Below are 20,983 nucleotides of genomic sequence, written 5' to 3' on the forward strand. Positions count from 1 at the left end.
AGAAGGGCCTTTAACCCGCTCCACCCCCAGGCTTTCAAATACTCGATGGTCTCAGACGATGGTGCGTAACCGTGCTTGATAAAGACGCGGTCGGCCTGGATCAGGTTGTCGTCATCTGGAGCGGGGTGCAGCTTCTGGAGGGGCGTTTTGGATCCGTCGTGGCGTTCGATGGTGGCGATGCTGGGCAGGGTGCCGATGAGTGACTGGATAACGTCGATGAGCCCAAGGCAGCTTCATAAGAAGCCTATACATCCAGCGCACGGACAAAGACATTCACGTCATTGCCGTAGTACACGGAAGAGCCTTCATACTGAAACCGCAACTTAGATAAAACATGAGTAGATGCATTGTTATCGGGCCAGACGAGAGCAACACACTCTGAAAGACCTAACACCTCACGTGCATAATCGAGAATTGCCGCACCAGCCTCTGTAGCGTATCCATTACCCCAAAAGACTTTAGCGAAACGGTATGCCAGTTGAAATCGATCAGTGGATTCTAGGGGGGTGAGGCTTATCCAGCCAATTGGTTTCCCCTGTAACTCCACACGCCAATGCCCTGGCCCCTCAAGCGGTGCAGAATTTACATAGGCGAGAACTTCTTTCCGCCGAGAAGGGGTAGGGGCAACCACTCCGGTCGTGTAGCGCATGACCTCTGGGTCGGCCTCCATCGTCATCACAAAACTGACATCATCCGGCGACAGACGCGTTATCAAAAGTCTACGAGTCTTAAACGTCGCCATTGCGCAACTCCAATGCTGATTACTCACCGCAGGCAGTCTACTGACGCGGCGCCGATTGGGGCAATAGCCGATGCCCTAACCAGTTCACGAGCGCGGATGGCTATTGAACGCGCGGTCCACATGTGTTTGCCAGCCGCTTACATTTCAAGAACCGTTCAGCATACTCAAAGCAAAGGAGACCGCTCCCACAGGGGGATGTGTGAGCCATCGATTGCCAAACCCCAGATGCAACAAAGCCCGCACTTGGCGGGCTTTGTCGTTTTCGGATTGGGGCCGGGGTCGTTTGAACGTGTCGGTAAATATCCCGGATACATTGGGTTTGACGCGGTAACGCTTTCGTCGGGATACACATGGGGATACACGCTAACTGGGGCTGTGTGTATTTCATGCGTGGCAATACCTCTGAATCAGTGCTCACTCGCAGGCTCTTTTTTATCTTTTGCCTTCAGCACAGTTTGCCTCATCACTCGGTTGGTCTTGTTATCAACCTTGTAGAGGGTGTCTTTCACTAGGAGGAACGAGCTCTTTGTGTCAGCAACCACGAGCTGACCAGTGATCTTTTCACCCTTGTCTGTGATGATGCTGTGAACCCTGCTGATGCCATTCAGTCATGAGATGCGAAACAAAATCATGATTGAACATCGCAAACTCACCTCTGCGCAGGGTTTGGCCATCGTCCAAAGGAAGAAAAGGGAAGGAAAGGGGCTCAAAACGCTTTTGGATATGTACTCTGAAAGCCTATTCCAAAAGGGTTACGACAGCCTTTCAGAAGTAGAAAAGAATAAGGTCCACTATACCATTCTGGAATCCTCGGGCCGTGATAATGCCAAATTCACGACCGGCACCAAAAAAATGCTGATCATGGGCAAGCTCGGCGTTCTGGTGACCGCCGCTCTGGCGACCTATCAAATATTGAATGCTGAAAACAAACCCAAAGAAGCGGCGCGCCAAGGCATCATCGTCGGTGCTGGTGCTGGTGCTGGTGCTGGTGCTGGTGCTGGTGCTGGTGCTGGTGCTGGTGCTGGTGCGGTAGGCGGTATCCTTGCGGGGATGGGTGTCAGCGCAATTTGTGGCCCTGCTGCCCCCATCTGTGCAATTGCAGTTGTCTTGGCTGGGACAGTCGCCGGTGGTGTCGCAGGCGAAGCGGTCGCGAGCTCACTGGATGAAGAGCTGGAGGAATTTACACATTGGGACATCTTCTGACTGAACCACAGCTGACAAAGGTCAGAGCGGCACTCTCCGAGCCATTCAACGATTTTCCAGTCGAATATGACTATGTAGCGAACAAGGTCAGAGGCGTTGATCCTGACATTCTGTACGAAATCCTTTATTCAGAGGTCGCACCGGTGTGTTTCACCAATTTGGTGGCCGCTGTACCCCCGGTATGGACGGGCTTCGATCCTGACATACTCAGAGAATCGATAGAGGAAAGGCTGGCAGCAAGAGAGCGCAATTGGTTTCGCCGGCAGTTCGATAAAGTGCTGGTTCGCTGGCTGAAATACAATTACGCCTATATCTGGAAGGAGATCGCCAGTAGGCTGTGAGCTTGCAGTGAGAGTGGCATCTCCGGGCGGTTCCGGCGACGGTTGCATTTTTGGTCGCGGGTGATTTGTGCTGGTCAGATTGGCCTCTTCGCGGGCAAACCCGCTCCCGCAGGGATGTGTGAGCCATCGATTGCCAACCCCCAGACGCAACAAAGCCCGCACTTGGCGGGCTTTGTCGTTTTCGGATTGGTGGAGCCGGGGGGAATTGAACCCCCGTCCGCCAGTACTCCGCTGTCGGTACTACATGCGTAGCCGTGTCTATTAAGTTAACCCTCAGCGACCCGACGGGCAGGGTGCTTTGGGCGAGTTGTGTAAGTTTTAGCCGCTTCGTCCACAACGTACTGCACGGCGATTCTGTTCTATATGACAATCACTTTGGGTTTACAGACATCCCCTGATGATTGCTGGACCCGAAGGTACCAGAAGCTCAGGATCTAAAGCTGCTTACGCAGCGAGAGAGAATTCCTGGCCGTAGGTTTCGTCATTGGCAACTATAAGTAGTTGCAACAGTGGATTTACGACTTCTGTTACCAAGTCGGCATGCACCTAAAGTTTCGCAACCGGCGTCGAATCCAAAGCGGCCCCGAACCTGCTGTGTGTAACCAGCAGGTAAGCGAAGTGTACGCCAATACGCGCGCCGAGTCGACCTTCTGTCCTTACCTGTGCGTCAGGGCCGACGCAGGATTGGCTCTGGCCCGGCCCTAATGGCTATTCATGTGGCTTTGAATGTCCTGAAGCGCTTGCTGCGCCAGGGAAACACACTCTCTGTCGTTGTTGGAGGCGTGGGCGGCCTTGGCTTGTTCGGCTTTGGTGACGACGACACCTTTGGTGGCGGCATCCAGCGTGGCTGCGCTGGACAGCTTGCTGTTGACCTCCTGGAGCTTCATTACGCATTGATCGCTATCGTTTGAGGCGTATGCGGAGGAGGCCAGCATTGTTGCAGCGATGAGCAGTCCAGCCAGGGCGGAACGCTTCATGGGTATCTCCTGGAACGGGGGTGGGGATTGGGCCACGCTGATTGGGGCTTAACAAATGGACTGTGATGGCGTGCAAGGGTTCTGTTTTCGCTGGCGTTGGGGTGAAAGATTTTTTCGGGAGGCGGGTGCGAAAAAGGGGCAAAAATGCCTTAAGCCAGTCAGTTAAGAACACCTCGGAACCTGTGGGAGCGGGCTTGCCCGCGAAAGCGGTGTGTCGGGCAATATCAATGTTGATTGTGCTGCCGTCTTCGCGGGCAAGCCCGCTCCCACAGGGATTGCGTTTAACTAACTGGCATTGGGCAAAACCGCTCTGGCCCGGGTGACCCGATCCACCAGGTAGACCAGCCCGTGGTAGTCAATTCCACCGTGTTGTGTCAGACCAATCTCACAGGTGCGGCTGGTGGAAATCCCTTCGCTGCATTGCTGTACCGCGTCTTTCAGCGTGCGTAACGAATGCGCGTTCAATTCCGGCGTGGTGAAGCCTTTGTCGCCAGCAAAACCACAGCAGTGAATGCCTTCCGGAATGACCACGTTTTTACTGCACTTACGCGCCAGATCGATCAACGCCTGGCTCTCGCCTAGATGCTGCGTGCTGCACGTGACGTGTACCGCGATCGGCGCTTCCTGCGGGGTGAAGTCCAGTCGGTCCATTAAATGCGTACGAATGAAACGCACCGGGTCGTACAGGTCCAGTCGTACGTCGCCCAGGTCCTGAACCAGCCTCAGCGTGCAGGGGCTGGTGTCGCAGTAGATCGGGTCGAGCCCGCCGCGGCTGGCATGCAGTAGTGCGCCGATCAGCTCCTGACGTTTGTGTTCGGCCTGTTCGGCGTAGCCCTTGGAGGCGAATGGCTGACCGCAGCAGAGGTTGTCCTGATTGTCTGGAAAAACTACCTGGTAGCCAGCCTTTTCCAGCAGGCCACGGGTTTTGTCGTACAGCGACATTTGCTCTTTATCACCCGCTGCCGGGCCCATGACCCGCGACACGCAGGCCGCGAGGTACACCACCCGAGGGCGTTTGTCCGACACGCTCGGGCTGAAGCGAATGGCCTTTTCCGGCTGTGGCATGGCGTTGGTCCATTGCGGAACCTGGCCTTTGGACAAGCGGGTCAATGTTGCCGAAAGCTTCGCCAAACGTGGTGCCCCCAGCAGCATTCGTGCACCGTTGGCGACGTGCAAGGTGAAGCGCGCGCCTTGTAACGCAGTGGCGAAATTGCCTTCAATCCAGTTGGCGGTTTTCGTATGGCTCGCGTTACGGCCACGGAGCTTTTTCACCAGCTCGCCGGTGTTGATGCCTACAGGGCAACGTTGTGCACACAGGCCTGTAGCGGCGCAGGTATCGATGCCCTGATATTCGTAGGCCTGTTCCAGTTCGGCGGTGTCCATGCCGGCGCGTTTCTTCGCCTGGATGTCACGCCAGATCACGATGCGCTGGCGTGGGCTCAGCGTCAGGCCTTTCGACGGGCACACTGGTTCGCAGAAACCGCATTCGATGCACTTATCCACAATCTCATCGGCGGCGGGCAGCGGCTTCAGGTGTTTGAGGTGGATCTGCGGATCGTCGCTGAGCACCACGTCCGGGTTGAGGATGCCGTTGGGGTCGAGCAGGCGTTTGAGCTGCCACATCAACTGGTAGGCGTCGCTGCCCCATTCCAGTTCGACGAAGGGCGCCATGTTGCGCCCCGTGCCGTGTTCGGCTTTCAGCGAACCGCCGAATTCCACGGCCACCAACTGCGCTACGTCGTCCATGAACGCCTGGTAGCGTGCGACTTCTTCCGCGCTGTTGAAGCCTTGGGTGAAGACGAAGTGCAGATTGCCTTCCAGGGCGTGTCCGAAAAGGATCGCTTCGTCGTAGTGATGTTTGTCGAACAGCTCGATCAGGCGATTCACGCCGATGGCCAGTTGTTCCACCGGGAAGGTCACGTCTTCGATGATCACCGTGGTGCCGGTTTTGCGCACCGCGCCGACGGCGGGGAAGGTGTCCTTGCGGATCGCCCAGAGCCGGGCGTTTTCCACAGGGTCTTCGGTGAAGTCGACTTGTTTCTCTACCGGGAAGCCGGTCAACGACGCCATGATCTGCGCCAGTTGTTCCTGCAGCAAAGTGGAAGAGGCGGCGCGGGATTCGATCAGCAGAGCGCAGGCGTTAGCCGACAGTTGTTGTACGAAAGCCGGCATGCCGGGTTTGTCCTGCACTGAGCGCAGGCTGCGACGGTCCAGCAGTTCCACGGCCGACACCGGTTGGCTTTTCAGGACGGTGACGGCGTTGCAGCAGATTTCCACGTCCGGGAACACAATCAGCGCCGACGCCTTGTTCGGGTGGTCGATCACTGTGTCGTAGGTCACCGCGCTGATGAACCCCAGCGTGCCTTCGGAGCCCACCAGCAAGTGGCTCAAGATATCCACAGGCTCGTCGAAATCCACCAGGGCATTGAGTGACAGCCCTGTGGTATTTTTCAGACGGTATTTGTGGCGAATTTTCGCAGCCAGTTCGGCATTGGCGCGGGTCTCGCGGCCCAGCGTCGCCAGGCGCGCCAGCAATTCGGCGTGACTCTTTCGGAACGCCGCAACACTGCTGGGGTCTTCGGTATCGAGTCGGCTTCCATCGGCCAGCACCAGACGAATCCCGGCCAGGGTGTGATAGGTATTTTGCGCTGTGCCGCAGCACATGCCGCTGGCATTGTTGGCGACGATGCCGCCGATTTTGCAGGCATTGATCGACGCCGGATCCGGACCGATCTTGCGGCCGAACGGTGCCAGCCACGCATTGGCCTGCGCGCCGATTACGCCCGGTTGCAGGCGGATTTGCATGCCCTGACCACGGATCTCGCGACCGTTCCAGTTATCCCCCAGCACGATCAGCACCGAGTCACTGATGGCCTGGCCAGACAAGCTGGTGCCGGCGGCACGGAAGGTCACCGGGACGTGGTCCCGTTGCGCCAGTTTGAGCAGCGCCACTACTTCGTCTTCGGACTCGACGCGGATCACCAGTTTTGGAATCAGCCGGTAGAAACTGGCGTCGGTGCCGAAGGCCAGGGTCGACAGCGGATCGTCGAAACGTCGTGCTTCAGGAATCAGTTGCTGCGCATCGCGCAGAAAAGCCGCCGGTAGACTCATTGGTCCTCCAGGATCAACACCACCAGGTCTTTCGGGCCGTGGGCACCGTAAGCCAGCACTTGCTCGATGTCGGCAGTCTTCGACGGGCCGGACACCAGCAAGGCGTTGGTCGGCATGCCTTGGGCCCATTCGAATTCCTGCTGCACCTGATAGAAGTTGTCGCGGATTTCACTGGCCTTGAGCAGGGCAAAATGCACTGGCGGCACCAGGCTCATCAAACGCGGTTCTTCCCGCGTCGGCCAGAGAATCAGGCTACCGGTCGCGGCGATCGCGCCGAGGGTGGTGGTCAGGCTGGCCGGGGTGTCGTTGAACAACTCGGCTTTCCATTCCTCGACCGGGCGGTTGTAGGCTTTGAGCGCTGGCAGGCCAGAATTTTTCGCCCAATGCTCGGTGATGCGTTGTCCGTGGGGCGTCGTCGGCGCAATCAGCAGGCTCGGCAACTGGCGATCCCGCAGCAGTTGCGCGAGCAGTTCGGGCCAGCCTTCTCTGGACGTCAGATGGATTTCGGTGTGCACCGCTTCCATCAGTTTGCGCAGTTGCGAAATGCGTTGTTCCGGCGTGTAGGTGTAGGGCTCGGTCACCAGTTCGACATCGAAGTTGTCAGCCACCGGCGTGGTGCCCGTCAGACTGTTGCGCAATTTGGCGAGGATATTTTGCTTGGCGCTCATCAACGGTCCCCCTGTTTGGCCAGATGCTCGCGGGCCATGTCATGCAGTGAGCGGGCCGCGGGTTTCGGTGCGCTGTGGTTCTGGGTCCATGGGCCGACGTTGCTCGGCGTCAGCGCTCGCAGGCGAGTGGCGAAGAAGCCGAACAGGCGATAAAGCGTTGGCGAACTGTTGAGCCTGGCCCAGGCGTTCCAGATAAATCGTTCTTTGCGCGAATACTTGCTGCCCTGACCGCGCATCACTTGATGTGGGCTGTCCGGCGCTTTGACGTTTTCTTCCCGCAGGCGACGCAGCAATGCAGGAATCGGAATTTTTACCGGGCAGACTTCACCGCAGGCGCCGCATAACGACGAGGCACTCGGGTGGTCGGGGACTTTCGCCAGACCGACCATGTGCGGAGTGATGATTTTTCCGATAGGCCCGGGGTAAACCTCGCCGTAGGCATGACCGCCGATTCGGGTGTAGACCGGGCAATGATTCATGCAGGCGCCGCAGCGGATGCAGTTCAGGGTCTGGCGCAATTCGCTGTCGGCAAACGCCTGGCTGCGACCGTTGTCGAGCAGTACCAGATGCACTTCCTGCGGGCCGTCGAGTTCATGTTCCTTGCGCGGGCCGGAGATCATGTTGACGTAGGTGGTGATCGGGATGCCCAGGGCCGAGCGGGTCAGCAGCGACAACAGAGGCACTACGTCGCGCAGGTTTTCCACGACTTTTTCGATGCCGGTGACGGCGATGTGCACTGGCGGCACCGTGGTGGTCATCCGCCCGTTGCCTTCGTTTTCCACCAGCAGCAAGGTGCCGGTCTCGGCCACGGCGAAGTTGACGCCGGAGACGCCGATGTCGGCTTCGAAGAATTTCTGCCGCAAGACTTTGCGACCGATCTGAATGAGTTGGTCAACGTCCTTGGTGTACTCCACGCCAAGTTTGTCGTGGAACAAGGACGCGACCTGACCGGCATTCTTGTGGATCGCCGGCATAATGATGTGTGAAGGCTTCTCGTGGTCGAGCTGGACGATGTATTCCCCCATGTCCGACTCCAGGCATTCAATGCCTTGAGCTTCGAGGACATGGTTCATCTCCATCTCTTCGCTGACCATCGATTTGCCCTTGATCACTTGCCGCCCCTCGTGAGCGCGGATGATCGACAAGACGATGCCATTGGCTTCGTCCACCGTTTCCGCCCAGTGCACTGTCACACCGTTGCGGGTCAGGTTCTGTTCAAGCTGCTCGAGCAGGTCGGGCAACTTGGATAACGCACGGGCGCGGACGGCATTGCCCAGCGCTCGCAAATGTTCTCTTTCATGGGCATCGCTGAAGGACGCTGCCCGTTTGTTCATCAGTGAATCCATCGCGCTGCGAAAGTTGTTTCGCAATTGCGTGTCAGCCAAAGCCTTGTGAGCCCGGCTGCGAAAATCTTCTTCTACGGCGACCGTAGGAATAATCGTGGAGCTGCTCATCGGGCACCTCCGGTTCGCTGCCAAAGGAAGCTGGCCAGATGCTGACCGCGCAACGCCTCCTGCTGTTTCTCCAACGAGCCGTTGATGTTCATCAGGCAGCCGCAGTCGGCACTGAGTACCTTGTGCGCGCCGGATTCCTTCAACGCACGGGTCTTGTCAGCCACCATCGCGCCGGAAATATCCGGCATACGGACGCTGAAAGTCCCACCAAAGCCACAGCATTCACTTTCGTGGCTGTGGTCGACGCGCTCCACGTTGCTCAGCTGCGCCAACAACTCACGGCCATGCAAGTGGGTGTTCATTTCACGGCGTGCCGAGCACGACGTGTGCAACGCCACTTTCACCGGTTCGCCGCTGTCCTTGAGCTGCACCTTGCAGACAAACAGCAGGAACTCGGCAAGTTCGTAAGTCCGTGCCGCGAGGGCCTGAACCTGTTTCAACGTTTGCGGCTCGTCCTTGAACAAGTCGGCATAGTGTTCGCGCAACATGCCCGCGCAAGAACCCGACGGCACCACCACCGGATAATCCCCGGCAAACAACGCCAGTTGCGAACGCGCCACGGTCCGGGCCTGTTCGGTGTAACCCGAGGTGTAGGCCGGTTGCCCGCAGCAGCTCTGCCCTTGCGGGTATTCGACACGAATGCCCTCGCGTTCCAGCAGGTGGATCGCGTCCATCCCGGCTTCGGGGTAGAACAGATCCACCACGCAGGTCCCGAACAGGTACACCCGTGACGGTTTTTCGCTGGGGTATTGCCGAGGTTCAGGCAGTGGCGGGGCGACGCGGGTCGCGTTCGGCACAGCGTTGTAAAAAAGCTCGCTCATCAGGCGTGTCTCCGGGTGGTCCCGGTTATCCGTCCGCTGAGGCTGCTGAATATAGAGAGAGAAGCTTTCAGCAGCCTTGCAGACCCGGTTGTGAATAGCTGACACCGGAGCGTAACCCGGTGTCGGTTTTTTCCGTGTGGTGTGTAGTGCTTAGTGCACCAGCATGCCGGTGAACCAGTAAGCCTGAGCCAAGGTGATCAGGCCGACGATCGTTGCAAAGAATAGGCTGTGCTTGAGGGTGAAGCGGAACAGATCCGATTCTTTACCCACCAGCCCGGTCGCGGCGCAGGCCACGGCGATCGATTGCGGCGAGATCATTTTGCCGGTCACCCCACCGCTGGTGTTCGCCGCCACCAACAGGGTGTCGTTGACGCCGATCTGGTGCGCGGTGGTCGCTTGCAGCGAACTGAACAGCGCGTTGGACGAGGTATCGGAACCGGTCAGGAACACACCGAGCCAGCCGAGGAATGGCGAGAAGAACGGGAACGCCGCACCAGTGCCTGCCAATACCAGAGCCATGGTCGACGACATGCCCGAGTAGTTGGTAACGAAGGCGAAGGCCAGCACCATACCGATGGACAAAATCGGCCAGCGCAGTTCGTAGAACGTCTCTTTTAAAGTGGTCAGACCAGTTTTAATGTTGACCTTCAGCGCCAGCATCGAGATCAGCGCGGAGAAGAAAATCGCCGTGCCGGTAGCGGAAACCGGATCGAGTTTGAACACCGCCGGAATCGCTGTCGGGTTGGTTACGATCGGCGCGACCTTGATCACCATTTGATCCAGGTGCGGGATCGCGAAGTTGAACACCCAGCCATACATCGAGCCACCGGCAGCGAACATGGCCTTGAACGGTTTCAGCGTCCAGATGGTGACCAATACCGTGAGGATCAGAAATGGCGACCAGGCTTTGAAAATTTCCCCCAGGCTGTAAGGCGAAGCCACGGTAGTGCGCGGTTGGCCGAAACCACCGGTGCTGGCCACCACGGACGCCGAGACAGCACCGACGATGTGCGCGCCCGCAGCGCGTTTTGGCTGCCAGATTTTCAGGAACAACGTCAGGGAAATCAGGCTGACCAGCGCCGAGGTGATGTCCGGCAGTTCCGGGCCAATGAAGTTCGAGGTGAAGTATTGGGTGATGGCAAAACTCAAGCCGGCCACCAGCGCAGCTGGCCAGGTTTCCCGAACGCCGCGCAGGCCGTCCATCATGAACACCAGCCAGAACGGCACGAACAGCGATAGCAACGGCAGTTGGCGACCGGTCATGGCGCCGATCTTGAAGGCGTCGATGCCGGTGACTTGCCCGGCGACGATGATCGGAATCCCCAGGGCGCCGAAGGCCACCGGCGCGGTGTTGGCGATCAGGCACAGGCCGGCGGCGTACAGCGGGTTGAAACCCAGTCCTACCAACAGCGCGGCGGTAATCGCTACCGGTGCACCGAAACCGGCGGCACCTTCCAGGAACGCGCCGAAGCAGAAGCCGATCAGCAGCACTTGCAGGCGCTGGTCGTCGGTGATCGACAGCACCGAGCTGCGGATCACTTCGAACTGGCCACTCTTGACCGTCAGTTTGTAGAGGAACACCGCTGCCACGATGATCCACGCAATCGGCCACAGCCCGTAGGCAAAGCCATATCCAGCGGCGGCGAAAGCCATGTCGACCGGCATCTGGAAAGCGAAGATTGCCACGGCAATGGACAACGCCAGGGTGATGCTGCCGGCCACATGGCCTTTGAGGCGGAACACGGCCAAGGCCAGGAAGAAAAATACGATGGGAATGACGGCCGCGAGTGCGGACACGCCGAGACTGCCGAGCGGGCTGTAGAGCTGTTGCCAGGTTTGCATATGGGGTGGCCCCTAATTGTTGTTGGTCAGGCACTGGTCAGCGTTCTTGGATAATTGGTAAGACCAATTTACAATCGCTGTTGGCTAGGGTAAAAGCCTTGGAGGCGGTGTGTCAATTTGCCGCCCTAAAACTTTTGTCGAATGAGCGGTGCAGAATGCATCTGATCTGTTCGATCAAGCGTTGTCTGGTAGGTGCTGGCGCAGCGCCGATAGGCCAGAATAGAGAGCCCGGCGAGCCGCCGGGATCGTGGAGAATTGAGTGATGGGGTTTGATCAGATTCGGCAACGCCGTTTGTCTGACGATATTGTCGAGCAACTCGAGGGGATGATTCTCGAGGGCACCTTGAAGGCTGGCGAACGCCTGCCGGCAGAGCGTGCGTTGGCCGAGCAGTTCGGCGTGTCACGCCCTTCGTTGCGTGAGGCGATTCAGAAACTGGTGGCCAAAGGGCTGCTGGTCAGTCGTCAGGGCGGCGGCAACTATGTGGTGGAATCCCTGGGCTCGACGTTCAGCGATCCATTGCTGCACCTGCTGGAGAGCAACCCCGAGGCCCAGCGCGATTTGCTGGAGTTTCGCCATACCCTGGAAGCATCCTGCGCTTACTACGCGGCACTGCGTGCCACCGATGTGGATCGTGAGCGGCTGACGGCGGCGTTTGACGAATTGCAGGACTGCTATTCGCGCCACGATGAAGTGAGTCGGGCGGAAGAGGGCGCGGCGGATGCGAATTTCCACTTGGCTATCGCCGAGGCCAGCCATAACGCAGTGTTGCTGCACACCATTCGCGGGCTGTTCGACCTGCTCAAGCGCAACGTGGTGACCAACATCGGCGGCATGTACAAACAGCGCGTCGAAACCCGCGACATGCTGATTGCGCAGCACCGGGAGTTGTATCAGGCGATTATCGAAGGGCGGGCGGAGGAGGCGCGAGAAGTGTCCAGTCGGCACATTTTGTATGTGCAGGAAGTGCTGGAAGAAGTGCGTCAGGAAGTGCAGCGCATGGCTCGGGCGGAGCGGCGCAAGGGGATGTAGTCAGCTCTCTCTGTGGCGAGGGAGCTTGCTCCCGCTGGGGCGCGAAGCGGCCCCTCCGGCCAGCATTGTGGGCAGATTGTTTACGACTGCTTCGCAGCCGAGCGGGAGCAAGCTCCCTCGCCACAAAAGCCGCTATCAAGCAGGAAAATTAATCTTCCTTGCCCTTGTTCCGCACCGCACGCTGCAATTCACGGTCGGCGTCGCGTTCGCGTTCGGTGTCACGCTTGTCGTATTCCTTCTTGCCCTTGCCCAGAGCGATCTCGCACTTGACCATGTGCTTGCTCCAGTACCAGGACAGGCATACGCAGGCGTAACCTTTCTGCTGCACGGCAGCGGCCAGCTTCTCCAGCTCGCGCCGATTGAGCAGCAACTTTCGGGTGCGGGTCGGATCAGCGATAACGTGGGTGCTGGCCGTCGTCAGAGGCGTAATGTGGCTGCCGAGCAGCCAGGCTTCGCCATCTTTGAGCAGTACGTAACTGTCAACCAGTTGCAGCTTGCTTGCCCGCAGACTTTTTACTTCCCAGCCGGCCAGGACCAGACCAGCCTCGAACCGATGTTCGATGAAGTAATCGTGTCGCGCCTTTTTATTTTGCGCGATGGTCCCTGTTGGGTGTTTCTTCTGTTTAGCCATAGGGGCGGCATTATAGGGAGTTGCGCGCGAGTCGGCTACGGTGACGCTACGTGCTTGAGCAGGTTGATTGAATCCCGGACAATGCGGCCTCTTTTTTGAACGCTTGGGCGTGATAACGATGTCGACAGACAAGGTTTCTGTCCACGGCAGTTGGGCTAGCCGCTGGGTCTTCATACTCGCCGCGACCGGTTCGGCCGTGGGTTTGGGTAGTATCTGGAAATTCCCTTACATGGTTGGCGTCTACGGTGGCGGGGCCTTCGTGCTGATGTTCCTGGCGTGCATCGCGCTGATCGGTATGCCCGTCATGCTGGCCGAAACCCTGATCGGGCGGCGCGCGCGGCAGAGTCCGGCCAATGCCTTGAAGGTCCTGGCGCTGGAAGCGGGGCATTCGGCGAAGTGGTCCTGGGGTGCATTTGCCGGGATGATCACGGCGTTGCTGATTCTGTCCTTCTATAGTGTGGTCGGCGGTTGGTCGCTGGATTACATCATCGACATGGGGCGTGGCGACTTCCAGGGTGTAACGGCGGGCGAGGTCGGTGCGTATTTCGGCAATGTGATCGCCGACCCATGGCGCCTGACACTTTGGCACACGATTTTCATGCTGTTGTCGGCAGTGGTGATCGCCAAGGGTGTGGTTGCCGGGCTGGAGCGCAGCCTGCGGATCATGATGCCGCTGCTGTTCGTGATGGTGATTGTCCTGCTGGGTTACAGCATGACCACGGGTCACTTTATGGAAGGCGTGCATTTCATGTTCGACTTCCACCCGGACAAGGTGCTGGATGGCTTGCTGCCGGCCATGGGGCACGCGTTCTTCTCCCTGAGCGTGGGTGTCGGTTCAATCATGATCTACGGCGCCTACATGCCGAAGCACTCGTCGATTTCCGGAACCGTCGTCGGTGTGGCGTTGCTCGACACTTTCGTTTCGCTATTAGCTGGCTTGGCATTGTTTCCGATCGTGTTTGCTGCCGGGCTGAACCCGAGCGAAGGCCCCGGCCTGATGTTCGTCAGCCTGCCATTTGCCTTCGGTAACGTAGCGTTCGGCCAGTTGATGGGCGTAGTGTTCTTCGTACTGGTAGCGATTGCGGCCTGGAGTTCGGCGATTTCCCTGCTTGAGCCGATGGTGGCTTACCTGGTTGAGCGCACGAAAATCAGCCGCGCCTGGGTCACCTTCTGGCTGGCATTCACCTGCTGGTTCGTCGGTCTTGGCACCGTGTTTTCCTTCAATATATGGAAGGAAGCCAAATTTTTCGTGAACGACGGCGGGCTATTCCATCTCTACCAATGGGGAGCTGCCGGTGGCCTGGACTTCTTTGGGGTGATCGACTTCTTCACCTCGCGGATCATGCTGCCACTCGGTGGTTTGTGTTTCGTGGTGTTTGCGGGCTGGGTGATGGGGCGTGAAGCGGTGCGCGACGAGTTGTCGATCCGTAGCCCGGTATTGTTCGCCCTGTCCCTGTTTTTGATGCGCTATGTGGCGCCCATCGGCATTCTTGTAGTGTTTGCCGCCCAGTTGTGGAAATAACGCTGACATGACGACACACATTCAACGTTCGGCCCTGCTGCCGTATCCGGCGCAAGCGCTTTACGACCTGGTCAACGACGTGGCCCGCTATCCGGAATTCCTGCCGTGGTGCTCATCGACCGAAATTCTGGAAAGCTCTCCTGAGTTCATGCGCGCCAGCGTCGGCGTGGCCAAGGGGGGGCTTAGTCAGCATTTCGTAACGCGTAATACCCTGGTGCCCGGGCGTTCGATCGAAATGAACCTCGAGGAAGGTCCGTTCAGCCAGTTGCACGGCGTCTGGGTGTTCAAGCCGCTGGGCGAGAAGGCCTGCAAAATCAGCCTGGACCTGTCGTTCGACTACTCGGGACCGCTGGTGCGGGCGACGTTGGGGCCTTTGTTTAATCAGGCGGCGAATACGTTGATGGACGCATTCTGCCAGCGCGCGAAGCAGATGCATGGTTGAGGCGATGATCAAGATCGAGGTGGTGTATGCCGCCGTTGATCGTCAGGTGCTGCTGAGCGTAACGGTGCCGATGGGCGCGACGGTGCGGGATGCGTTGTTCAAATCGGGCCTGAATGACGAATTCCCGGAGCTGGATCTGGGCAGTTGTCCGGTCGGGATCTTTGGCAAAGTGATCGCTGATCCGGCCACTCGCCTGGTTCAGGAAGGGGATCGCATCGAGGTTTACCGGCCGTTGCTCGCTGACCCGAAAGAAGTTCGCCGGTTACGTGCAGCCAAAGCGGCCGAGGCCAAAGCCCGGAATCAGTGATTTCGATTAAACGCTAGACAATAAAAACCCCGGACATGCCGGGGTTTTTATTGCGTCGCAAATTATTGCGGCGAGGTTTCCAGCGGTTCTGGAGTCGGGACCGGGACAGTTTCTACGTTGTCCACGTCCTTCTGGATCTGGTCCAGCAACGAGCCTGGCTTGACCGGTTTTTCTGGCTTCGGCTTCTCGGCGTTTCCTGCCGGCGCGGTCACGGTAGTGCCGCTGTCCTTGCCGAGAATGGCCTCGTCGCGGCTCACGCCTGGCATGAAATCGCCAGAGAGGCTGACAAGTTGGTCATTCGGGTTGAAGATAACGCTGATGCGTTCCTGTTGGCGTTCACCGCCACCCGGTTGCAGGCTATACAGGTAATCCCAGCGATCGGCGTGGAACGTGTCAGTCAACAGAGGGTTGCCCATGATAAACCGTACTTGCCGACGGGTCATTCCCGGGCGTAACTGGTCTATCATGTCCTGCGTGACGACATTGCCCTGCTGGATGTCGATTTTGTAAACCCCGGGGAATGAACAACCGGCGAGTGCGAGCAGTCCCACAAAGGTGAAACTGGTTAGCAAGAGCTTGGTGTTTTGCATCGGTGGGCGACTTCCACTATCTTGGCTGGGACAACGTAAACGCCGATCATACCCGCATTAAGAGAAGCTGCGAAGCAGCATCGCGAGAAAGCTGACCATGGTTGAAAATAGCGAACTACGCAAAGCCGGCCTCAAAGTGACCCTTCCACGGGTCAAGATTCTGCAAATGCTCGATTCCGCCGAGCAACGCCACATGAGTGCCGAGGATGTCTACAAGGCGCTGATGGAGGCTGGTGAGGACGTCGGTCTGGCCACGGTTTACCGTGTTCTGACCCAGTTCGAGGCAGCTGGCCTTGTGGTGCGGCACAACTTCGACGGAGGCCATGCGGTCTTCGAGCTGGACGACGGCAAGCATCACGACCATATGGTCAACGTCGAGACCAGTGAAGTGATCGAATTCTTCGACGAAGAAATCGAGCGGCTGCAGAAAGCAATCGTCGACAAGTATGGCTTCGAGATGGTCGATCACAATCTTGTACTGTACGTGCGCAAGAAAAAGTAAGCATGTCGCGCGAACTTCAGGTTTGCGAAACGAACGAAGGCGACCCTTGGGTCGCCTTCGTGCTTTCTGCCGTTCTTAGATCTTTGCGGTAACGACCATTTTCTTCGCGTGAGCCAGGGACTCCTTGGTGAGGTCAATGCCGCCCAGCATCCGTGCCACTTCTTCGACGCGATCATTCTTGCTCAGCTTGGAGACGGCCGTGTGCGTGGCATCTTCACCGCGGACCTTATGTACAAATAGATGTTGATGACCCTGCGCCGCCACTTGCGGCAAGTGCGTCACGGTCAGAACCTGTCCGCGCTCCCCGAGGCGTCGCAGCAACTGGCCGACAATCTCGGCGGTCGGGCCGCCAATGCCTACGTCCACTTCGTCGAACACCAGTGTCGGTACGCGGGAGGTCTGTGCGGTGATCACCTGAATCGCCAGGCTGATGCGCGATAGTTCGCCCCCCGATGCCACTTTTGCCAGGGCTTTCAACGGTTGCCCCGGGTTGGCGCTCACCAGCAGTTCCACTTGTTCGAGCCCGTTGGGCAGCAGTTCGTCGCTGCTGTTGGGGCGCAGCTCGATGGTGAAGCGGCCACCGGGCATGCCCAGGCGCTGGATTTCCTGTTCCACGGCGCTGGCCAGGCTGCTCGACGCTTGATGGCGCAAGTCGCTCAATTCCCGAGCCTTCTCCTGATAATGACGGGCGTAGGAGGCCAGCTCATCGCCCAGTCGTTCGATGGATTCATCGTTGGCATTCAGGGTTTCGATTTCGTCGAGTAGCTTCTGTTGCATCTCGGCGACCTCGGTCGGCTGGATGCGGTGTTTGCGCGCCAGGGTGTAGATCGCATCGAGGCGTTCTTCCAGGTATTGAAGGCGTGCCGGGTCAGCGTCGAAGTTGTCGAGAAAACGGTTCAATTCGCCCACGGCTTCTTCAACCTGGATCTGCGCGCTGGTCAGCAGGTTACTGGCTTCACCCAGGGCGCCGATCGAATTGTTCACGCTCGACAGGCGATTGAGGCTGGCGGTCAGTGCGTTCAAAACATTGCCGGAATCACTTTCGCTGCATTGTTCGACTACTTGCCGACAAATGCCCAGCAGGGTTTCGGCGTTGGTCAGGTTCTTGTGTTCCTGTTCCAGTTGCTCCAGTTCGTTTTCGCCGAGGCCGAGGTTTTCCAGTTCTTCGAGTTGATAGCTGAGTAACTGATGCCGAGCACGCTGTTCGTCACCGGAGTTGGAAAGGCGCTCCAGCTCCTGGCGGGTCTGGCGCCAGCGTTGGGCAGCCAGTTGCACCTGGCGGGCAAGGTCCGTGGCACCGGCGTACTCGTCGAGCAGGCGGCGATGGGTATCGGTCTTGAGCAGGGATTGGTGTTCGTGCTGGCTATGGATGTCGATCAGCAACTCGCCCAGAGCCTTCAGGTCGCCGAGGGGGCAGGGGGTGCCGTTGATATAGCCGCGTGAGCGCCCTTCGGCGGTGATCACGCGACGCAGAATGCACGGGCCGTCGTTCTCGAGGTCGCGCTCGGCCAGCCAGGCGCTGGCTTCCGGGATATCGATCAGATCGAAGGTGGCCAGGATATCGGCCTTGTCGGCGCCGGGGCGGACCACGCCGCTATCGGCGCGATCGCCCAGGGTCAGGCCCAGGGCATCGAGCATGATCGACTTGCCGGCGCCGGTTTCCCCTGTGATCACGCTCATCCCGCGATCGAGTTCGAGATCGAGATGTTCAACGATGGCGTAGTTGTGTACGGACAGGTGCACCAGCATAAAGGCCGCTCCCAGGCATTAGGTCTGGTTATTTATACAGTGTTTTGTTTCTGGCTGACAATGCCCCCGCTTAGGTCAATTTGCTTGATTGAAAGAAATCCTTAGTGCGCCTGGGAATGAAAAAGCAGCTGTTTTTTGTAGGGTTAATCATCGGATAGCCCTTGAAGCTGAATTTTGCGACCCCATATACCGGGGCAGAAGCGTGAGTTGAGCTCGCGGACGATATTGGAAGGAGAAAACTATGGCTGACGAACAGACAGTGGATACGCAAAATCTAGACGCCAACCAGGGCACCGAGGCTTCGGGTGACGACCTGGCGGCTCGTGTACAAGTGCTCGAAGAGCAATTGGCTGGTGCGCAGGATCAGGCTTTGCGTGTAGCCGCCGATCTGCAGAACGTCCGCCGTCGTGCCGATCAGGACGTTGAAAAGGCTCACAAGTTCGCCCTGGAAAAATTCGCAGGCGACCTGCTGCCGATCATTGACAGCCTGGAGCGCGGCCTGGAGCTGTCCAACCCTGACGACGAAAACATTCGTTCGATGCGCGAAGGGATCGAGCTGACCCTGAAAATGTTCCAGGACACCCTGAAGCGCTATCACCTGGAAGCCATCGATCCTGAAGGCGAACCTTTCAATGCCTCGCATCATCAGGCGATGGCCATGCAGGAAAGCGCCGACGTCGAGCCAAACAGCGTGCTCAAGGTGTTTCAGAAGGGCTATCAGCTCCACGGTCGCCTGCTGCGCCCGGCCATGGTCGTGGTCAGCAAGGCACCTGCACCGGTTTCGCCTTCGATTGACGAGCAGGCTTGAAATTAGCCGCAAGGCCCCCATTTAGAAGTCAAGCGTTTAAGTGCTACCGCAGTCAGCCACCACTACTGCGGCATCCAAATCCAAAGTTTCGGGAGAGTGAACATGGGCAAAATTATCGGTATCGACCTGGGGACTACCAACTCCTGCGTCTCCGTGCTGGAAAACGGCAAGGCCAAAGTTATTGAAAACGCTGAAGGCGCGCGTACCACGCCGTCGATCATCGCTTATGCCAACGATGGCGAAATCCTGGTTGGCCAGTCGGCCAAGCGTCAGGCAGTGACCAATCCGCATAACACCCTGTACGCGGTGAAGCGTCTGATCGGTCGTCGTTTCGACGAAGAAGTCGTACAGAAAGACATCCAGATGGTCCCTTACAAGATCGTCAAGGCTGACAACAGCGACGCCTGGGTTGAAGTGAACGGCCAGAAAATGGCGCCGCCACAAATCTCGGCTGAAATTCTGAAGAAAATGAAGAAGACCGCCGAAGACTACCTCGGCGAGCCTGTGACCGAAGCGGTGATCACCGTTCCGGCCTACTTCAACGACAGCCAGCGTCAAGCCACCAAAGACGCCGGCCGCATCGCGGGCCTGGACGTAAAACGCATTATCAACGAACCAACCGCAGCCGCACTGGCCTACGGTATGGACAAGGCCAAGGGCGATCACACCGTGATCGTTTACGACCTGGGCGGCGGTACTTTCGACGTTTCCGTTATCGAAATCGCTGAAGTCGATGGCGAGCACCAGTTCGAAGTGTTGGCCACCAACGGTGACACCTTCCTGGGCGGTGAAGACTTTGACATTCGTCTGATCGACTACCTCGTCGACGAATTCAAGAAAGAAAGCGGCATGAACCTCAAGGGTGACCCGCTGGCCATGCAGCGCCTGAAAGAAGCTGCCGAGAAAGCCAAGATCGAACTGTCCTCGAGCCAGTCGACCGACGTGAACCTGCCGTACATCACTGCAGACGCTACCGGTCCTAAGCACTTGAACGTGAAAATCTCCCGCGCCAAGCTCGAAGCGCTGGTGGAAGACCTGGTTCAGCGCACCATCGAACCTTGCCGTATCGCGATGAAAGACGCCGGTATCGATGTCAGCAAGATCGACGACGTGATTCTGGTCGGCGGTCAGACCCGTATGCCAATGGTGCAGAAAGCTGTTTCCGACTTCTTCGGTAAAGAAGCTCGTAAAGACGTTAACCCGGACGAAGCCGTTGCCATGGGTGCTGCGATCCAGGGCGCTGTATTGGCCGGCGACGTGAAAGACGTTCTGCTGCTCGACGTCAGCCCGCTGACCCTGGGTATCGAAACCATGGGTGGCGTGATGACCGCGCTGATCGAGAAAAACACCACGATTCCTACCAAGAAATCGCAAGTGTTCTCGACTGCTGACGACAACCAGGGCGCCGTGACCATTCACGTGCTGCAAGGTGAGCGTAAGCAAGCCGCACAGAACAAGTCCCTGGGCAAGTTCGACCTGGCCGAGATTCCACCGGCTCCACGTGGCGTGCCACAAATCGAAGTGACCTTCGACATCGACGCCAACGGCATTCTGCACGTAGGCGCCAAAGACAAGGCCACTGGCAAGACTCAGTCGATCGTGATCAAGGCCAACTCCGGTCTGTCCGAGGACGAAATTCAGCAGATGGTTCGCGACGCTGAACTGAATGCTGAAGAAGACCGCAAGTTCGAAGAGCTGGCCAGCGCCCGTAACCAAGGCGACGCCCTGGTTCACTCGACGCGCAAAATGGTCGCCGATGCTGGCGACAAGGTGAGCGCTGAAGAGAAGACCGCAATCGAAGCGGCAGTAGTTGCCCTGGAAGCCGCCGTTAAAGGCGATGACAAGGCTGCTATCGAAGCCAAGGTTGAAGAGCTGTCCAAGGTCTCCGCGCCAGTGGCTCAGAAAATGTATGCCGAACAGGCTCAGCCAGCTGAAGGCGCGGCGCCGAAGGGTGAGTCGGCTGAAAAGGCTGATGACGTGGTCGATGCCGAGTTCGAAGAAGTCAAAGACCACAAGTAAGTTGTTGGTCGCCCGGTTGACTGCCGTCAGGCGGTGACTGGTAGGATGTCGCCGCGCGGGAGCTTGCTCCCGCGTTGGCGTGTCTGGAGTTAGCGAATTTTTACAGCATGCGACAACGCTCGGATGTTGGTGGTACGGCCGGAAATGCTCCTGCTTTTCGAGCCGAAGGTACCGCATTGAATAAAAGACCAGGATCGTTGAATTGACGTGAGTTGGGTCCGGGC

The 20,983-nt window shown here is 58.1% G+C and carries 18 protein-coding genes, 1 other RNA gene and 2 pseudogenes; 9 read left to right on the plus strand and 12 right to left on the minus strand.

Translation table 11 applies throughout. From position 1 onward, the window contains the following. Positions 1 to 29: 29 nt before the first annotated feature. Together AC30D7_RS06495 and AC30D7_RS06500 are read right to left on the minus strand one after the other, a co-directional pair. A pseudogene (locus AC30D7_RS06495) lies at positions 30 to 218 on the minus strand (hydrolase); the annotation flags it as partial. Between the two features lie 26 nt (positions 219 to 244). Beyond that, complete coding sequence (locus AC30D7_RS06500; RefSeq protein WP_490133494.1) at positions 245 to 742, minus strand: GNAT family N-acetyltransferase; 498 nt, start codon at positions 740 to 742, stop codon at positions 245 to 247. A 603-nt stretch (positions 743 to 1,345) separates the two neighbouring features. Between AC30D7_RS06500 and AC30D7_RS06505 the strand changes: the two are divergent. Together AC30D7_RS06505 and AC30D7_RS06510 are read left to right on the plus strand one after the other, a co-directional pair. Further along, a pseudogene (locus tag AC30D7_RS06505) lies at positions 1,346 to 1,945 on the plus strand (hypothetical protein); the annotation flags it as partial. Next, on the plus strand, positions 1,930 to 2,286 hold the full coding sequence (locus tag AC30D7_RS06510; protein ID WP_490133495.1) for a DUF7079 family protein: 357 nt from the start codon (positions 1,930 to 1,932) through the stop codon (positions 2,284 to 2,286). The pseudogene AC30D7_RS06505 and the gene AC30D7_RS06510, both read left to right, overlap by 16 nt. Before the next feature lie 187 nt (positions 2,287 to 2,473). On the opposite strand, the gene ssrA is transcribed toward AC30D7_RS06510, so the two are convergent. From ssrA to AC30D7_RS06545, 7 genes are all read right to left on the minus strand, one after another. Beyond that, positions 2,474 to 2,871, minus strand: a transfer-messenger RNA (tmRNA) gene (gene ssrA / locus AC30D7_RS06515). A 116-nt stretch (positions 2,872 to 2,987) separates the two neighbouring features. Next, positions 2,988 to 3,263, minus strand: a complete 276-nt coding sequence (locus tag AC30D7_RS06520) for a PA2433 domain-containing protein (RefSeq protein ID WP_019582464.1) — start codon at positions 3,261 to 3,263, stop codon at positions 2,988 to 2,990. A 285-nt stretch (positions 3,264 to 3,548) separates the two neighbouring features. Then, positions 3,549 to 6,374, minus strand: a complete 2,826-nt coding sequence (locus tag AC30D7_RS06525) for an FAD-binding and (Fe-S)-binding domain-containing protein (RefSeq protein WP_490133496.1) — start codon at positions 6,372 to 6,374, stop codon at positions 3,549 to 3,551. Next, positions 6,371 to 7,042 carry a LutC/YkgG family protein gene (locus AC30D7_RS06530; protein WP_490133497.1) on the minus strand — a complete coding sequence of 224 codons (672 nt, stop codon included), beginning with the start codon at positions 7,040 to 7,042 and terminating at the stop codon, positions 6,371 to 6,373. Before AC30D7_RS06530 ends, AC30D7_RS06525 begins: the two co-directional genes overlap by 4 nt. Beyond that, a complete protein-coding gene (locus AC30D7_RS06535) occupies positions 7,042 to 8,496 on the minus strand; it encodes a LutB/LldF family L-lactate oxidation iron-sulfur protein (RefSeq protein ID WP_019651062.1) in 1,455 nt (484 codons plus the stop codon). Before AC30D7_RS06535 ends, AC30D7_RS06530 begins: the two co-directional genes overlap by 1 nt. Next, on the minus strand, positions 8,493 to 9,317 hold the full coding sequence (locus AC30D7_RS06540; protein ID WP_018929467.1) for a (Fe-S)-binding protein: 825 nt from the start codon (positions 9,315 to 9,317) through the stop codon (positions 8,493 to 8,495). Before AC30D7_RS06540 ends, AC30D7_RS06535 begins: the two co-directional genes overlap by 4 nt. Positions 9,318 to 9,467: 150 nt before the next feature. Beyond that, positions 9,468 to 11,159, minus strand: coding sequence for a lactate permease LctP family transporter (locus AC30D7_RS06545; RefSeq protein ID WP_490133498.1), 1,692 nt, complete (start codon positions 11,157 to 11,159; stop codon positions 9,468 to 9,470). Positions 11,160 to 11,421: 262 nt separating this feature from the next. Between AC30D7_RS06545 and AC30D7_RS06550 the strand changes: the two genes are divergently transcribed. Further along, complete coding sequence (locus tag AC30D7_RS06550) at positions 11,422 to 12,189, plus strand: FCD domain-containing protein (protein WP_018929469.1); 768 nt, start codon at positions 11,422 to 11,424, stop codon at positions 12,187 to 12,189. Positions 12,190 to 12,337: 148 nt separating this feature from the next. Here AC30D7_RS06550 and smpB read toward each other — a convergent pair whose 3' ends face one another. Then, positions 12,338 to 12,820, minus strand: coding sequence for an SsrA-binding protein SmpB (smpB, locus tag AC30D7_RS06555; RefSeq protein WP_490133588.1), 483 nt, complete (start codon positions 12,818 to 12,820; stop codon positions 12,338 to 12,340). Positions 12,821 to 12,938: 118 nt separating this feature from the next. Here smpB and AC30D7_RS06560 point away from each other — a divergent pair, with 118 nt between their 5' ends. From AC30D7_RS06560 to AC30D7_RS06570, 3 genes are read left to right on the plus strand one after another with little or no spacing between them, the layout of a single operon-like run. Beyond that, positions 12,939 to 14,342 (plus strand): sodium-dependent transporter, encoded by a 1,404-nt coding sequence (locus tag AC30D7_RS06560; RefSeq protein ID WP_490133499.1) that lies wholly within the window; start codon positions 12,939 to 12,941, stop codon positions 14,340 to 14,342. Between the two features lie 7 nt (positions 14,343 to 14,349). Continuing rightward, positions 14,350 to 14,784, plus strand: a complete 435-nt coding sequence (locus AC30D7_RS06565) for a type II toxin-antitoxin system RatA family toxin (RefSeq protein ID WP_007933502.1) — start codon at positions 14,350 to 14,352, stop codon at positions 14,782 to 14,784. Continuing rightward, entirely contained in the window at positions 14,777 to 15,091 is a 315-nt protein-coding gene (locus tag AC30D7_RS06570; RefSeq protein WP_490133500.1) for an RnfH family protein, read from the plus strand. Before AC30D7_RS06565 ends, AC30D7_RS06570 begins: the two co-directional genes overlap by 8 nt. A 62-nt stretch (positions 15,092 to 15,153) precedes the next feature. Here the strand turns inward: AC30D7_RS06570 and AC30D7_RS06575 are convergent, their stop codons facing one another. Further along, positions 15,154 to 15,681 (minus strand): outer membrane protein assembly factor BamE, encoded by a 528-nt coding sequence (locus AC30D7_RS06575; RefSeq protein WP_018929473.1) that lies wholly within the window; start codon positions 15,679 to 15,681, stop codon positions 15,154 to 15,156. A gap of 97 nt (positions 15,682 to 15,778) precedes the next feature. Between AC30D7_RS06575 and fur the strand changes: the two genes are divergently transcribed. Further along, positions 15,779 to 16,183, plus strand: a complete 405-nt coding sequence (fur, locus tag AC30D7_RS06580; protein ID WP_003197684.1) for a ferric iron uptake transcriptional regulator — start codon at positions 15,779 to 15,781, stop codon at positions 16,181 to 16,183. Between the two features lie 75 nt (positions 16,184 to 16,258). On the opposite strand, the gene recN is transcribed toward fur, so the two are convergent. Next, positions 16,259 to 17,932, minus strand: a complete 1,674-nt coding sequence (recN, locus tag AC30D7_RS06585; RefSeq protein ID WP_490133501.1) for a DNA repair protein RecN — start codon at positions 17,930 to 17,932, stop codon at positions 16,259 to 16,261. A gap of 241 nt (positions 17,933 to 18,173) precedes the next feature. Here recN and grpE point away from each other — a divergent pair, with 241 nt between their 5' ends. Beyond that, positions 18,174 to 18,740, plus strand: a complete 567-nt coding sequence (gene grpE / locus AC30D7_RS06590) for a nucleotide exchange factor GrpE (protein ID WP_490133502.1) — start codon at positions 18,174 to 18,176, stop codon at positions 18,738 to 18,740. Between the two features lie 102 nt (positions 18,741 to 18,842). Next, on the plus strand, positions 18,843 to 20,759 hold the full coding sequence (gene dnaK / locus AC30D7_RS06595; protein ID WP_490133503.1) for a molecular chaperone DnaK: 1,917 nt from the start codon (positions 18,843 to 18,845) through the stop codon (positions 20,757 to 20,759). Positions 20,760 to 20,983 lie beyond the last annotated feature (224 nt).

The sequence above is a fragment of the Pseudomonas sp. DF5 genome, from assembly GCF_058148225.1.

What these genes read in the sequence shown, in the direction of transcription:
- AC30D7_RS06570 (WP_490133500.1), top strand. Translation starts at nt 14,777, where the DNA reads ATGGTTGAGGCGATGATCAAGATCGAGGTGGTGTATGCCGCCGTTGAT.
- dnaK (WP_490133503.1), top strand. Translation starts at nt 18,843, where the DNA reads ATGGGCAAAATTATCGGTATCGACCTGGGGACTACCAACTCCTGCGTC.
- AC30D7_RS06535 (WP_019651062.1), bottom strand. Translation starts at nt 8,496, where the DNA reads ATGAGCAGCTCCACGATTATTCCTACGGTCGCCGTAGAAGAAGATTTT.
- grpE (WP_490133502.1), top strand. Translation starts at nt 18,174, where the DNA reads ATGGCTGACGAACAGACAGTGGATACGCAAAATCTAGACGCCAACCAG.
- AC30D7_RS06525 (WP_490133496.1), bottom strand. Translation starts at nt 6,374, where the DNA reads ATGAGTCTACCGGCGGCTTTTCTGCGCGATGCGCAGCAACTGATTCCT.
- AC30D7_RS06575 (WP_018929473.1), bottom strand. Translation starts at nt 15,681, where the DNA reads ATGCAAAACACCAAGCTCTTGCTAACCAGTTTCACCTTTGTGGGACTG.
- AC30D7_RS06540 (WP_018929467.1), bottom strand. Translation starts at nt 9,317, where the DNA reads ATGAGCGAGCTTTTTTACAACGCTGTGCCGAACGCGACCCGCGTCGCC.
- recN (WP_490133501.1), bottom strand. Translation starts at nt 17,932, where the DNA reads ATGCTGGTGCACCTGTCCGTACACAACTACGCCATCGTTGAACATCTC.
- smpB (WP_490133588.1), bottom strand. Translation starts at nt 12,820, where the DNA reads ATGGCTAAACAGAAGAAACACCCAACAGGGACCATCGCGCAAAATAAA.
- AC30D7_RS06530 (WP_490133497.1), bottom strand. Translation starts at nt 7,042, where the DNA reads ATGAGCGCCAAGCAAAATATCCTCGCCAAATTGCGCAACAGTCTGACG.
- AC30D7_RS06545 (WP_490133498.1), bottom strand. Translation starts at nt 11,159, where the DNA reads ATGCAAACCTGGCAACAGCTCTACAGCCCGCTCGGCAGTCTCGGCGTG.
- AC30D7_RS06520 (WP_019582464.1), bottom strand. Translation starts at nt 3,263, where the DNA reads ATGAAGCGTTCCGCCCTGGCTGGACTGCTCATCGCTGCAACAATGCTG.
- AC30D7_RS06500 (WP_490133494.1), bottom strand. Translation starts at nt 742, where the DNA reads ATGGCGACGTTTAAGACTCGTAGACTTTTGATAACGCGTCTGTCGCCG.
- AC30D7_RS06550 (WP_018929469.1), top strand. Translation starts at nt 11,422, where the DNA reads ATGGGGTTTGATCAGATTCGGCAACGCCGTTTGTCTGACGATATTGTC.
- AC30D7_RS06560 (WP_490133499.1), top strand. Translation starts at nt 12,939, where the DNA reads ATGTCGACAGACAAGGTTTCTGTCCACGGCAGTTGGGCTAGCCGCTGG.
- AC30D7_RS06565 (WP_007933502.1), top strand. Translation starts at nt 14,350, where the DNA reads ATGACGACACACATTCAACGTTCGGCCCTGCTGCCGTATCCGGCGCAA.
- fur (WP_003197684.1), top strand. Translation starts at nt 15,779, where the DNA reads ATGGTTGAAAATAGCGAACTACGCAAAGCCGGCCTCAAAGTGACCCTT.